The following is a 13,322-nucleotide window of genomic DNA, read 5'->3' as shown; positions in this document are numbered from 1 at the left end:
CAGAAAATATGTCTCATTACACGGTATTAAACGATTTTATCTCCAATTTGGATACGCAATCCATAGTGGCGGAGCGGCAACAAACCTTGTTATTGCTTGTTGATTACATTCAGGAAAGGGTAAATAATAAAAAGCCTATCCGCCTCAATTTTATTTGCACCCATAATTCCCGAAGAAGTCATTTATCGCAAGTTTGGGCGCAAACTATGTCGCATCATTTTGAGATAAAAAACATAACGTGCTACTCTGGTGGAACCGAGGCTACTACCCTATTTCCAATGGTGGCGACCACTTTGGCCAACACTGGTTTTGAAGTGAAGACACTTTCCGAGGGCAAAAATCCAGTCTACAGCATCAAATTCGCAGAAAACGAGCATCCAGTTATTGGCTTTTCTAAAAGAATGGATGATGATTTCAACCCAAAATCTGACTTTGCGGCCATAATGACCTGCTCCCAAGCGGATGAGGGCTGTCCGTTTGTACCGGGAGCGGAAAAGCGAGTTCCAATCACTTACGAAGACCCTAAAGCGTTTGACAAAACCCCTCAACAAGCTGGAAAATACAGCGAGCGTAGTAAACAAATTGCCACTGAAATGTTTTATGTCTTTTCTCAAATAAAGAAATAATGGCCACCAAAAAATTAAGTTTTTTAGATAAAAATCTGACCCTTTGGATTTTTGCAGCCATGGCCCTGGGGGTTGGAATCGGTTACTTTTTTTCAAGTTTTCCCGATTTTGTGAATTCATTCAGCAGTGGAACCACCAATATTCCCATTGCAATCGGGTTAATCTTGATGATGTACCCGCCCTTGGCCAAAGTAAAGTATTCATTGCTACCAAAAGTGTTCAAGAACACTAAAATCCTATCCATTTCCCTTCTTTTAAACTGGATTGTGGGGCCAATTTTAATGTTTGCGCTTGCTATCATTTTTCTTAGGGATTATCCCGAATATATGGTTGGACTTATTTTAATCGGTTTGGCTCGGTGCATCGCTATGGTACTCGTCTGGAACGATTTGGCCGAAGGCAGTAGCGAATACGGCGCTGGATTGGTAGCATTAAACAGTATTTTTCAGGTTTTCGCCTACAGTTTTTATGCTTGGATTTTCATAACCATACTTCCACCCTATTTTGGTTTCGAAGGTGCCATTGTAGACATTTCTATTGGTACTATTGCCGAGAGCGTAGCCATTTATTTAGGAATTCCTTTTTTAATGGGCATTTTGAGCCGTCAAATCCTTGTGAAGATCAAAGGTGAAACTTGGTACACCGAAAAATTTATTCCCGCTATTTCCCCGATTACATTGATTGCTCTGTTGTTCACCATTATGATTATGTTTTCATTAAAAGGAGAACTGATTGTAGAAATACCTATGGATGTTTTGATTATTGCAGTGCCTTTATTGATTTATTTTGCGTTGATGTTCATCATTGGTTTTTTCACTACCAAAGCTATGGGAGCCGAATATGATAAAACTGCTTCAGTGGCCTTTACAGCTGCAGGAAATAATTTTGAACTGGCCATTGCTGTGGCCATTGCCGTGTTCGGTTTAAACTCAGGTCAGGCCTTTGCTGGAGTTATTGGACCTTTGGTGGAAGTTCCCGCACTCATCTTGTTGGTCAAAGTTTCATTCTGGTTACGACGGAAATATTACGCACACACCAAGGCCAAAGCTTAAAAAGCATGCTCTCATTTTAAAATTTCGGAGAGTTTAGTAACTTCAACCTTGCAAAAATTTCAAAACAAACTAAACACATCATGGTAAGAGGAATTACTATTCTTGGACTTTTGGCATTACTGCTATCCTGTAATTCAAAAGAGAACACTTCCCAACACGAAATGGGATTGGTTTACAATGTTTTAAGAGATGCCGACATTGATAATTTCGAGGTTTACTCTATGAATCTCGACGGTTCCGATAAAAAAAACATCACAGACCTGTACCCTGTGGATTGGACTTATTATTCGTACAAGGACACTTTGTATTTTGTTTCTGATAGAGGCGCTTGCAAGCGTTGTTATTTTTTATACAAAAGCAATTTTAAAGGAGAGAACCCACAGAAAGTAACGGATTTGGAATTGGCGGATAGTTGGATGAGCAGTAGAAAAGATGGAGATGAACTTATTGTGAAGCCAAAACTAATTACTGAAAACACATTTTACATCCTTAATAGAAGTGGTAAGATTGTCAATCGAATAGAAACAGGATTACAGTTTGCCGCAGACCCACTATTTGTAAACGAGGGAAAGCAAGTCGTGTTTCGAGGGGGTAAAACCGCAGGGAAACATATTGATGGGTTTGATGAAGAACTCTATATTATGGATGCCAATGGGGAAAACAGAAAACAGTTGACTCATTATCCTGAAAAGGACACTACCGCTGGAAAATATGGGTATCGAGCAGGTGCGCCTAAACTGCACCCTACCGAAAATTTTGTGACCTATCAGAGCAAACAAAATGGCAAATACAGTTTGTATGCCGTTAGCCTTGATGGCAGCAAAACATGGAAACTGACTGAAAACACCGATAACGAAGGATGGCATGATTGGAGCCCAGATGGCAAATGGTTGGCCATTGAATTATTTGATGATAATCAATCGCAGTTTCATATAGGTCTAATGAATTGGGAAACCAAGGAAATGGAAATCTTGACCGACAACACCTTTAAATATCAGCAGGCCCCAAATTTTATCTTTAAGAATTAATTTTGTAAGAAAAAGGCTTCTTTTTTGAGTATGGAAATGCATTTCATCGATTAAATTGGTTTTTTTAAGGAATTAAGTAGGGTTTTTTAAACTTTGATTGTTGAGTACACATAAAGTCAAAGCAGGGATATCTATGCCCTAAAATTAAAACCCCATACTATGAGAACAAAGTTTATTTTCAGTTTATTAATGGCAATGGCTCTCATCATAATGAGCTGTTCAGACGGTGAAGGGTCTGGAAGTGCTGAAGGTACTGGAACTTTATCGGTACAGTTGACAGATGCTCCTTTTCCTTATGAACTAGTGGCCGAAGCCAATGTTACCGTATACAAAGTAGAAGCTCGCCAAGTTGAAAACGACGATGATTCCAGTGATGACACTGACGACAGCTCAGATGATGATTCTAATGATGATAATTATCCTTACATCACTTTAATGGAAGAAGAAATGGATGTGAATCTATTAGAGCTGACCAATGGTCTAACACAACAATTAGCAGAGATTGATGTTCCGGCAGGGTCTTACGATTTAATCCGTATTTATGTAAAAGGAGTAAATGTGATATTGACCGATGGAACTGTATTCGATTTAAAAGTTCCAAGTGGTGATGCTTCTGGCATTAAAGTTTTTATTGACCCGGCCTTAACGGTAACCAGTGGTCTTTCTTCCGATTTGTTATTGGATTTTGATGTGAGTCGCTCCTTCGTTCCAAAAGGAAACATTAGCACTCCCGCTGGAGTAAATGGATTCAATTTCAAACCTGTAATCAAAGCAAGTAACTTATCAACGGCCGGAACCCTTTCTGGTAATGTAGGCACAGTTGAGGAAGAAGTCGCAATCGCTTTGGAGGGCGCCCAGATTTCTGTATTCGCTGCCGATACCTTAAACACCACATCCTTTTCCGATGTAGATGGCAACTATGCTATTTTAGGTCTTGAAGCAGGAATGTATGAGGTGGTAGCAGAATTAGACGGCTATCTAGTTAGCGACACCTTAGATATACAAATTGATGCCGCCAATATTACTACACAGGATTTTGTACTTGAAGTGGACCCAGATGCCACTGAAGAGGAAACCACAGGAGATGGCAATTAAACTATTGTAAGTATATTAAAAAAGCCGGGGAAAATCCCGGCTTTTTTTATTCCTTAAAGATTTTAAAATTTAAAAGCGATTTACTGTTTACTCATATAATCATTAACAAAGTGGCTTAAATCCTGCCCATGGAGGTTTTTTGCCAGCACTCTGCCCTCTTGATTTAGCAGAAAATTAGCTGGAATGGTCTTTAACCGAAGTTTTTCCATAAAAGGATTTTGGTCACCCTGTAAGTGTGAGGCATGCAGCCAACGGTAGGCACCATCTTTTTCAATGGCATTATCCCAAGCTTTTTCACTACTTTCCAAACCATAGGCAACAATCTGAAAGTTCTGGGAATTATATTTTTCCCAAAGAGGCACCAAAATATTTCTGTTCTCAAGTCTACATGGAGCGCACCAAGATGCCCAAACATCTAACAGTACTAACTTTTTATCTTTAAGTATTGTTTGTAGGGAAACCTTTCCCCCGCTCTTCATTGGAAACTGCAAGTTGGTAATTACATCCCCTGTCAATATGGGAAGGTTGCGCTTATCCGCCATAGCAACCAGTTCCTTGACCCAGAGGTGTTCAGGATATAGTTCACTCCATTTAGTGGATTGTGCATGAACAAGTTCCGCAATGCGTTCATAATCGCCTTCGGGACTGGCCCATCTTAGAGCCATCAACCCAGGAAGCAATTCCGAGGTGGAATTTGAAAAGTTAATCAGCAGCTCTTGATAAACATGGAGGCTCTTTTCAAGTGCCAATAAATCTTCATCCTTTTCGTGTTCTTTGGTTTGGCTTTTTAAGTTTTTAAAAGCAACCATTCTCTTATCCCTCAATTCCAACATTGCTTCATTGGCAATGGACGGTTTTTCAATAGTTAAAGAACTTTGGAAATTGGACACTTCTGCATTGACCACCATATTTGCGCCCTCTCCATAAACAAAAGGAAAATAATTATCAGTTTCAGGGTTTTCATTTATCAGCCTATTGGGATATTTTTCACCCTTCTTCTGCACCACAATTTCTAACAACACCGGTTCTTGAAACTCAGGTAAAGCATCAAATTGAAAGTGGCCATTGGCACCTACTTTAGCCGAATCCAACACTAAGCCTACAAAACTTTGGGCCACTTCATTAAGTTTTTGAGGCTGCACCAAATAAACTATCGGTTTCCATGCTTCGCTTTCGGACATATCCAATTTTCCTGATAGCCACGGTTCTTCAGAACAAGATTGAAAAAATAATACAGTGAATAACGAGAGTGCGAGGCAATATTTCATGCATGTAAAATTAACTATTTCATTGGAAGATAAATGATTGAAATACTTGTTTGTTGTTCCATAAAATGGGGTTTAGGAATACTTATTTGTTGCCAAGCAGTTATTTGAGATGAATTATTTCGACCAAATTATCATTCAACGTAATCACTAACATTATGACAACAAAATCTATTTTAAACCTAGCTTTGAGGATTGTTCCAGCAGCTATATTGTTGCAAACCCTCTATTTTAAGTTTTCTGCAGCTCCGGAATCAGTCTATATTTTTGAAACTTTAGGATTAGAACCGTATGGACGAATAGGATTGGGAATCATAGAACTTATCGTGGCCATTCTGATTCTTATCCCTAAAACTACCTGGCTTGGGGCTTTAATGGGAATTGCCATTATGTGTGGTGCTATCTTCTCTCATCTTACCAAATTGGGTATAGTAGTACAAAATGATAGGGGCACCTTGTTCATTTTGGCTCTGATCACTTTTATTTTTTGCATAATTCTTGCATGGACAAACCGAAATCAAATCCCATATTTGAACAAATAAAAGACAAAGATCCGGATTAATCCAAAAGCAGTGTATCTTGTAGGGGTATGGGATGTTACACTGTTACTGAACCTACTAAAAATCGCCTCACAAGAAGCGTTATGCTTCTCCTTGCTGTTTTTTGCTTTAAAGTAAATGCGCAAAAAAGATACCAATGCCATTGTCAACTACACGGACAAAATAATTATCAAAGCCAATATTGACACACAAACCGATGCATTTTTCTATAGAAATAAAGAGGAGGATACACGACTTCATTTAAAACCCAATAATAGATATCGACTTTTTCTATCCTTGGATTACGAGTTTATCGGGGTTAGTGTGGGTTTGGTGCCAAAGTTTCTGGGGGCAAATAGCGATGAAAACCTAAAAGGGGAATCTTCTTTTACGGACTATCAGTTCAGGTTTTTTTTAGGAAGATGGGTACAAGGACTAAACTACAGCAAAGTTTCTGGATATTACGTGAGGAACACGAAAGATTTTGCGCATAACTGGATAGAGGGCTAGAACCCTTACATTCAGTTCAACAACTTATTCAGCAAGGTGTATGGCATGTCTACCTCCTATGTTTTTAATCCAAATTTCTCTTATAGGAACATTGTCTATCAAAATGAGTGGCAAAAAATAAGTAGCGGAAGTTTAATTGGTTCTTTATATTATGATTACAATATTTTTGATTTAAACGAAGCGGATGTCATAAATAGGGAAAAGTTTTTTAACGTACGATTGGCACCAGCGTATTATTATACCTTTGTACTTCACGATAATTGGTTTTTGTCAGCAAACCTGTCCCCTTCCCTAGGATTGCGCTTCTCCAAAACTGAATCTGGAGTGGAAGATAATCTAGAGATTGAAAACAATACCTATATTACTCGACGTTTAGGAGGTGGCATTAATTTAGGGTATAGTTCAAAAAGGATAATTTATGGGCTAAACATCAGTTTTAGTGCTGACTGGTACAACGAGGACAATGTTTCCACTACTGAAAACGACCAATTTTATGGTCTACTCTACTTTGGATATCGATTCGACCCTCCCAAAGTCCTTGATAAAATTTTTCGCCCGAACAAGCATTAACAATAGCATTCTATTCCGATAACATCTTTGTTTTAGCTAATTCTTAATCTAAAAAGAGAAATTATAGACTATTCATTAATACTTAAACAAAAAGACAGTTAAACGACATAAAATGCACGTTTAAATGCATTTTTATCGATAGAGCAGTATTAATTGTCTAAAAAATATTCGATAAAATGCACTTTTTAGTCGTTAAAAGTAAAAACCTATGAAAAATTCATAAGTATTCACTCCGATTGTTTTTGATCTTTGTCATGTATTAACCCCCAAATCTATACATCATGACACGATCTATTATTTACAGCCTCCTTATTTCAGGAACAATACTAGCCAGTCAAACTACTTTTGCACAGGCGGACAAAAAAATGATTAACGACACTATGGAAGGAAGTGTATCCACTATTGATGGATACGTACCTAACATGTCGATTACTAAAGATGGAAAAACAGCCTACTTTAGCAAAGGCACTTACGAAAAACCGCTTTACGGTGTATTCTCCAAAAAAGAATTGGTGTACCACGTTTACCGTGCAGAAAATGTAAATGGTGAATGGACCAATATCACCCAATTGGACGTATGTCCAAAACACTATTCGGCCAAACACCCTACCGTTACGGCTGATGGGTCGCGTTTGTTCTTTGCCTCCAACATGAAAGGAACCTTTGGCAAGTATGATATTTATGTTGCTGATATTGCTGCAGATGGAACTCCAGGTGTATCCAAGAATTTAGGTCCCAAAGTAAACACGAAGGAAGACGAACTTTACCCTAGTATTTATAACGAAACCTTATTGTTCTTTGCCTCAGAAGGTAGAGATGGTTTTGGCGGATTGGATCTTTATGCCTCCCAAGTAGTAAAAAACACACTTACCACATCTGTTAACCTTGGTGGACACATCAATAGCAACAGCGATGAGTATGCCATTCAACTTAGTCCAGAAAAAAAATTGGGATTTGTAGTATCCAATAGAGGATTCAACAACACCATATCACAATATACGGTAGCTTATGGACGTTCAAGTAAGCAGAATCAGTATAACGATGTTGCCGAAAGAGATGCAGGACTCCAAACCGTTATGAATGAAGATGCCTACGAATATGTAGATACTTCTTTTCAAGACGAACAATAGAGCTACTGATTACCAAAAACTTATTGAATCGGTCAATAAACCTGAAGTGTCTTATGGAGTTGTTTCATAGCCGAAACTCGAAACACTCATAAGGATGATAAGAAAGACAGGGGGAAACTGAAAGACTATCATAGAAAGCGGGTTGTATTATTTCAATCTGACCGATTTACACCAAGAATAGGATGCTGATGGGACGGCATCCTATTTTTTTATGCAATTATTTGAAATACAATAATTTACATTAAATACAATCACTACGCCCCTCCTCTATTTTAAGCTGTTGGATTTTTCTAAAAGTGCATTTGAACGAAAATAACTACAAAAGTTCCTCTCAATTGTTAAAAAATTCTAATTTAACTCTTGAAATAATACAATCCCAAATCTATTAAGTCATGAACAAAAACTACTTTACTCGAAAAAAAGGCGTCCCAAAACCTCTTTTCACCTTACTTTTTTGACGAGGTAAAACCTCAACTAAACAAAAATTTAGCGCTTAATCCCTAAAGGGATTACACCCATTTTGAAGCAAACCAGAAATGGAGCTGTTATTGTGGTTGTCCCACGTAGCAATTCAATTCATTTTCATTGGTTTATCCCAACTTCAAAATTGTGGAAGAGGGCAATTATGCCCAAAACTTAACCTACGAAATAAAATATGTAACAGTATTAATCCCCCTAATCTTTCTTATCATGAAAACAAATACTTTAAAAATTGCCATCATCGACAATGATGATGCTATCGGCGGCATTTACAAGCAATACTTTCAGGAAAATGAGCAGTACGAACTACATGGAGTTTATAGTTCCGTCCATAGGCTCTTATCCGATTTTGGTCGTTCCCATCCAGATATTATTATCTGCGAGGCCATGCTCAACGGAATTTCGGGCATTGATGGCCTAGAGTACTTTTACCGAAAGAACAAAGACCTCAAAGTACTGATGATGAGCCATAAAAATGACTTTAAACTCATCAAGGAAGCCTTTAAAAAAGGGGCGAGCGGCTATCTTATTAAACCTATTACCAAGGATAGATTGTTCAGTGCTTTGGATGCACTTAACCAACATGGGATTGCCCTGGAATTGGACGTTGCCAAGAAAATCATCGATTCGTTCCAGACAAAATCGTTTGATGTATTCTCGAAAAAAGAAAACGAGATCATTGAACTCCTTACCCAGGGATTCACCTATAAAATGATTGCGGACAAGCTTTTTGTTACCCCAAGTGCAGTTAATTTTCACATTCAAAATATTTATGTAAAGCTCAACGTAAACTCAAAATCGGAAGCTTTACGAAAACTCAAGGAAATGGAAATGCAACAGTTGAATGCGGCGTAAACCGGAAACTTCCACTAAACAAAAAACCCTGACGATTTCGTCAGGGTTTTTCTATTATAGAACTTAATTAAGTTTACTTCACTTCTTCGAAGTCAACATCTTCTACGTTGTCTCCTTCAGAGGCTCCATTTCCAGCGCCATCGCCACCAGTTGCGTCTCCTCCAGCAGCTCCTGCTCCTGCAGCGCCGCCTTGTGCTTCAGCTTGTGCCTTGTACATCTCTTCGGAAGCTACTTTCCAAGCTTCGTTGATTTTTTCCAAAGCAGGCTCAATAACCGCTAGGTCTTTGCCTTCAAAGGCTTTTTTCAATTCTTCCAAAGCATCTTCGATTGGCTTTTTCTTGTCATCTGACAATTTATCGCCAAACTCGCTCAATTGCTTTTCTGTTTGGAAGATCATAGCATCGGCCTCGTTCAACTTATCAGCTGTTTCCTTGGCTTTTTTATCGGCATCGGCATTAGCTTCTGCTTCTGCTTTCATCTTTTCGATTTCTTCCTCGGTCAATCCAGAAGAAGCCTCAATTCGAATGTCTTGTGACTTACCAGTAGCTTTGTCCGTTGCAGAAACCTTGATAATACCGTTTGCGTCAATATCGAAGGTCACTTCAATTTGAGGTGTACCTCTTGGTGCTGGTGGAATACCGTCCAAATGGAATCTACCGATAGTTTTGTTGTCTGCTGCCATAGGTCTTTCCCCTTGCAACACATGGATTTCAACCGAAGGTTGATTATCCGCTGCAGTAGAGAATACCTGTGATTTCTTGGTCGGGATGGTAGTGTTCGCTTCAATTAATTTAGTGAACACGCTTCCCATAGTTTCGATACCCAATGAAAGTGGGGTAACATCCAACAAGAGTACATCTTTTACATCTCCGGTTAATACACCACCTTGGATAGCTGCACCTACGGCCACAACCTCATCTGGGTTTACACCTTTAGATGGTTTTTTGCCGAAGAATTTCTCAACAGCTTCCTGTACCGCAGGGATACGAGTAGAACCACCTACCAAAATAATCTCATCAATATCGCTTTTTGAAAGTCCTGCAGATTTCAATGCAGTCTCACAAGGAGCAATTGTTCTTTTTACCAAATCAGCGATCAATTGCTCAAACTTGGATCTGGACAATGTTCTTACCAAGTGTTTTGGTCCTGAAGCTGTTGCTGTAACGTAAGGCAAGTTAATCTCTGTTTGTGCAGAAGATGATAACTCAATTTTAGCCTTTTCAGCAGCTTCTCTCAAACGTTGAAGCGCCATTGGGTCTTCACGAAGATCCATATCTTCATCTTTCTTGAACTCTTCGGCCAACCAATCAATAATTTTTTGGTCAACATCGTCACCACCCAAGTGGGTATCACCATCCGTGGCCAATACTTCAAAAACACCATCTCCCAATTCAAGAATGGAAACATCGTGCGTACCGCCACCAAAGTCAAATACCACAATTTTTTGCTCGGTGTCTTTTTTATCAAGACCATACGCCAAAGAAGCGGCAGTTGGCTCGTTAATGATTCGTTCCACAGTAAGTCCTGCAATTTCACCAGCTTCTTTAGTGGCCTGCCTTTGTGAATCGTTAAAATATGCAGGAACGGTAATTACCGCTCTAGTTACATCTTGCCCCAAGTAATCCTCAGCAGTTTTCTTCATTTTTTGAAGAATCATTGCGGACAATTCTTGTGGTGTGTACAAACGACCGTCCACATCTACACGTGGGGTATCGTTGTCCCCTTTTACCACCTTATAAGGAACTCTATTTGCTTCCTTACTGGATTCAGAGTATTTGTTACCCATAAATCGCTTAATGGAATAAATCGTTTTGTGAGGGTTGGTCACGGCTTGTCTTTTTGCAGGGTCACCGACCTTAATCTCCCCACCTTCAACAAATGCAATCATCGATGGAGTAGTACGTTTACCTTCGGCATTTGGAATTACCACCGGCTCGTTACCTTCCATTACAGAGACGCAGGAGTTGGTCGTACCTAAGTCTATACCTATAATCTTGCTCATCGTATCTAAAGTTATATCTGTTTAAAAATTCGTTTTCGTTTCGTTCAGTAAAATGTCAATGATTATGCCACGAGCTAGAATATGACAAGGTGTCAGATAATTGTCAAAACCCCATAAAATCCCCGCATAATTACAAGTGTCATAATGATTGTTTAAAAAGGAGCTTCGATATTTAAATATTCTCATTTTAATCTCCTTTAGCTTACTATATTTGACACTGTAAATTGATTTTATGGAGTGCATTAGTGTGTTTGATATGCTTAAGATCGGTGTGGGGCCTTCCAGCTCCCATACACTTGGGCCTTGGCGGGCTGCCGAACGTTGGATAGCTGAGCTTGAAGAGCAAGAGGTTTTTAACCAAGTGAAGCACATTAGAGCATACCTATATGGCTCACTTTGCCTTACGGGAAAGGGACACGCAACAGATATTGCAGTGGTGATGGGTTTGTTAGGCACCGACCCGGAAACCGTAGACATTGACAGCATTTCAGGAAGTGTTGACAGGATTAAAACCGAAAATAAGTTGGATTTTGGTGGAAAAAGGGTGATTCCTTTCAGTTTTCAGAATGATATTATATTCAAAAAAGAGTTCTTGCCATTTCACGCCAATGGGATTCAGTTTGAAGCAGAACTGATCAACGGCGAGTTCATTACCGAAACTTATTACTCTATTGGTGGTGGGTTTGTGGTCAAAGAAGAACTCACACATGCCAAGGAAAACAAAGAGACCTTTAAAACTTTTCCTCATCCCGTAAAAACGGGTGATGAGTTACTCCAACATTGCAATGCCCAGAACAAATCCATCTCCAAAATTGTAATGGAAAACGAGCTTTCCCTTAGAACTACATCGGAAATTGATGAAGGCATTGCCCGTATTTGGAATACAATGCTGGAAAGCATCTATGTTGGCTGCCATACCGAAGGCAAACTACCAGGAGGCCTAAATGTGAAGAGACGTGCATACGAGATACATCAAAAATTAAAAGGTAACGTCCCTTATTCCAATCCACAGGAATGGTTGGAAAGTATCCGAGATACGGAGGTGAAATTCCGTCAGATCATTAAATGGGTGAGCTGTTTTGCGCTCAGTGTAAATGAGGTCAATGCTTCTTTAGGACGAGTTGTAACCGCTCCCACCAACGGAAGTGCAGGCGTAATCCCATCTGTTTTGATGTACTATATGGTTATTGAAAACCATGACGCCAATTTTGACGATGTAAAACAGTTTTTATTGGTGGCCAGCGAAGTGGGAAGCATCTTTAAAAAAGGAGCCACCATTTCCGCAGCGATGGGTGGTTGCCAAGCTGAAATCGGCGTATCCTCGGCTATGGCGGCTGCTGGACTCACCGAACTAATGGGTGGCTCACCGGAACAAGTATTGATTGCCGCCGAGATTGCCATGGAACACCATCTTGGCCTCACCTGTGATCCTATAGGTGGATTGGTACAAGTACCCTGTATTGAAAGAAATGCCATGGGAGCCATTAAGGCGATAAATGCTGCAGAATTGGCTTTGGATACTGACCCAAATGATTGCAAAGTGCCTTTGGATAAAGTAGTGAACACCATGTGGGAAACTGCCAAAGACATGAGCTCCAAATACAAGGAAACTTCCGAAGGTGGACTGGCCGTAGGTGTATTTTTAAGTGACTGTTAGTCCATACAACCTTCCTTGCCCCTGGTATCAATCAGGTAAATTACCTTCCATTCCCCATCAAAATTGATGAGCTGGAACGAATTAATCCCACAATGACTAAACTCACCGTTCAACCAAAACTCGTACCCTACCCAGGCATTGGCCATGGTTCTATCCACCTAAATAGAAAAGGAAGTGAGTTTTTCCTGAAACTTGATACTATCGGGAATACTAACGATTGATTTAAGGAATTTAGAAAACTCCTCGGTTTTAAATAGTGTTTTACCTTCGGGGTTTCTTCCTGTGGTTTGCAACACAATTTGGTCAGCTACTGTGCTTTTGATAATGGTTGAATCTTGTTTATGAAACCCATCAAAAAAAGTTTCTATAACCTGCTTAACTTGATTTTCGACTTCTTCGTTCGAAGGATTTGGGCCCTGTGCATATCCTAAAGTACCCAAAGCAAAAAAAACCATACAACTGAACAGTTTTCTCATTTTATTAGTTTTTTGATTGGAGTCTAAATTAAACAAA

The 13,322-nt window shown here is 39.4% G+C and carries 12 protein-coding genes and 1 pseudogene; 9 read left to right on the top strand and 4 right to left on the bottom strand.

Annotated elements, in window-relative coordinates; translation table 11 throughout:
- Positions 1 to 8 precede the first annotated feature (8 nt).
- From D2V08_RS11245 to D2V08_RS11230, 4 genes are all read left to right on the top strand, one after another.
- On the top strand, positions 9 to 626 hold the full coding sequence (locus D2V08_RS11245; RefSeq protein ID WP_119608245.1) for an arsenate-mycothiol transferase ArsC: 618 nt from the start codon (positions 9 to 11) through the stop codon (positions 624 to 626).
- On the top strand, positions 626 to 1,678 hold the full coding sequence (gene arsB / locus D2V08_RS11240; RefSeq protein WP_119608244.1) for an ACR3 family arsenite efflux transporter: 1,053 nt from the start codon (positions 626 to 628) through the stop codon (positions 1,676 to 1,678). Before D2V08_RS11245 ends, arsB begins: the two co-directional genes overlap by 1 nt.
- An 80-nt stretch (positions 1,679 to 1,758) precedes the next feature.
- Positions 1,759 to 2,706, top strand: coding sequence for a TolB-like translocation protein (locus D2V08_RS11235; RefSeq protein ID WP_119608243.1), 948 nt, complete (start codon positions 1,759 to 1,761; stop codon positions 2,704 to 2,706).
- Positions 2,707 to 2,865: 159 nt separating this feature from the next.
- The gene (locus tag D2V08_RS11230; RefSeq protein ID WP_119608242.1) at positions 2,866 to 3,801 is read left to right on the top strand and encodes a DUF4382 domain-containing protein; all 936 of its coding nucleotides are present in this window, start codon (positions 2,866 to 2,868) and stop codon (positions 3,799 to 3,801) included.
- Between the two features lie 80 nt (positions 3,802 to 3,881).
- Here the strand turns inward: D2V08_RS11230 and D2V08_RS11225 are convergent, their stop codons facing one another.
- A complete protein-coding gene (locus D2V08_RS11225; RefSeq protein ID WP_119608241.1) occupies positions 3,882 to 5,069 on the bottom strand; it encodes a TlpA family protein disulfide reductase in 1,188 nt (395 codons plus the stop codon).
- A 155-nt stretch (positions 5,070 to 5,224) separates the two neighbouring features.
- Here D2V08_RS11225 and D2V08_RS11220 point away from each other — a divergent pair, with 155 nt between their 5' ends.
- From D2V08_RS11220 to D2V08_RS11200, 4 genes and pseudogenes are all read left to right on the top strand, one after another.
- Positions 5,225 to 5,608, top strand: a complete 384-nt coding sequence (locus D2V08_RS11220; RefSeq protein ID WP_119608240.1) for a DoxX family protein — start codon at positions 5,225 to 5,227, stop codon at positions 5,606 to 5,608.
- A gap of 135 nt (positions 5,609 to 5,743) precedes the next feature.
- A pseudogene (locus D2V08_RS17585) lies at positions 5,744 to 6,685 on the top strand (DUF4421 family protein).
- Between the two features lie 281 nt (positions 6,686 to 6,966).
- Positions 6,967 to 7,815: a TolB-like translocation protein gene (locus D2V08_RS11205; protein WP_119608237.1), complete on the top strand. Its 849-nt coding sequence runs from the start codon at positions 6,967 to 6,969 to the stop codon at positions 7,813 to 7,815.
- A 690-nt stretch (positions 7,816 to 8,505) separates the two neighbouring features.
- Positions 8,506 to 9,150 carry a response regulator transcription factor gene (locus D2V08_RS11200; RefSeq protein WP_119608390.1) on the top strand — a complete coding sequence of 215 codons (645 nt, stop codon included), beginning with the start codon at positions 8,506 to 8,508 and terminating at the stop codon, positions 9,148 to 9,150.
- A 73-nt stretch (positions 9,151 to 9,223) separates the two neighbouring features.
- On the opposite strand, the gene dnaK is transcribed toward D2V08_RS11200, so the two are convergent.
- Entirely contained in the window at positions 9,224 to 11,152 is a 1,929-nt protein-coding gene (dnaK, locus tag D2V08_RS11195) for a molecular chaperone DnaK (protein ID WP_119608236.1), read from the bottom strand.
- A gap of 232 nt (positions 11,153 to 11,384) precedes the next feature.
- Between dnaK and D2V08_RS11190 the strand changes: the two genes are divergently transcribed.
- Positions 11,385 to 12,809 (top strand): L-serine ammonia-lyase, encoded by a 1,425-nt coding sequence (locus tag D2V08_RS11190; protein WP_119608235.1) that lies wholly within the window; start codon positions 11,385 to 11,387, stop codon positions 12,807 to 12,809.
- Here the strand turns inward: D2V08_RS11190 and D2V08_RS17580 are convergent.
- Both D2V08_RS17580 and D2V08_RS11185 read right to left on the bottom strand, forming a co-directional pair.
- Positions 12,806 to 12,955, bottom strand: coding sequence for a hypothetical protein (locus D2V08_RS17580; RefSeq protein WP_245980574.1), 150 nt, complete (start codon positions 12,953 to 12,955; stop codon positions 12,806 to 12,808). The genes D2V08_RS11190 and D2V08_RS17580 overlap by 4 nt on opposite strands.
- Positions 12,956 to 12,967: 12 nt before the next feature.
- Positions 12,968 to 13,285 (bottom strand): hypothetical protein, encoded by a 318-nt coding sequence (locus D2V08_RS11185; RefSeq protein WP_245980571.1) that lies wholly within the window; start codon positions 13,283 to 13,285, stop codon positions 12,968 to 12,970.
- Between the last annotated feature and the right edge of the window lie 37 nt (positions 13,286 to 13,322).

The sequence above is a fragment of the Flagellimonas lutimaris genome, from assembly GCF_003581615.1.
GTDB lineage: Bacteria > Bacteroidota > Bacteroidia > Flavobacteriales > Flavobacteriaceae > Flagellimonas > Flagellimonas lutimaris.
The sequence above is the reverse complement of the archived record's forward strand: the minus strand, read 5'-3'. Positions and strand labels throughout refer to the sequence as shown.

Excerpts from the sequence above, each read along its gene's own strand:
- D2V08_RS11235 (WP_119608243.1), top strand. The coding sequence starts at position 1,759 with ATGGTAAGAGGAATTACTATTCTTGGACTTTTGGCATTACTGCTATCC.
- arsB (WP_119608244.1), top strand. The coding sequence starts at position 626 with ATGGCCACCAAAAAATTAAGTTTTTTAGATAAAAATCTGACCCTTTGG.
- D2V08_RS11230 (WP_119608242.1), top strand. The coding sequence starts at position 2,866 with ATGAGAACAAAGTTTATTTTCAGTTTATTAATGGCAATGGCTCTCATC.
- D2V08_RS11220 (WP_119608240.1), top strand. The coding sequence starts at position 5,225 with ATGACAACAAAATCTATTTTAAACCTAGCTTTGAGGATTGTTCCAGCA.
- dnaK (WP_119608236.1), bottom strand. The coding sequence starts at position 11,152 with ATGAGCAAGATTATAGGTATAGACTTAGGTACGACCAACTCCTGCGTC.
- D2V08_RS11225 (WP_119608241.1), bottom strand. The coding sequence starts at position 5,069 with ATGAAATATTGCCTCGCACTCTCGTTATTCACTGTATTATTTTTTCAA.
- D2V08_RS11245 (WP_119608245.1), top strand. The coding sequence starts at position 9 with ATGTCTCATTACACGGTATTAAACGATTTTATCTCCAATTTGGATACG.
- D2V08_RS11190 (WP_119608235.1), top strand. The coding sequence starts at position 11,385 with ATGGAGTGCATTAGTGTGTTTGATATGCTTAAGATCGGTGTGGGGCCT.
- D2V08_RS11205 (WP_119608237.1), top strand. The coding sequence starts at position 6,967 with ATGACACGATCTATTATTTACAGCCTCCTTATTTCAGGAACAATACTA.
- D2V08_RS11200 (WP_119608390.1), top strand. The coding sequence starts at position 8,506 with ATGAAAACAAATACTTTAAAAATTGCCATCATCGACAATGATGATGCT.
- D2V08_RS11185 (WP_245980571.1), bottom strand. The coding sequence starts at position 13,285 with ATGAGAAAACTGTTCAGTTGTATGGTTTTTTTTGCTTTGGGTACTTTA.
- D2V08_RS17580 (WP_245980574.1), bottom strand. The coding sequence starts at position 12,955 with ATGGCCAATGCCTGGGTAGGGTACGAGTTTTGGTTGAACGGTGAGTTT.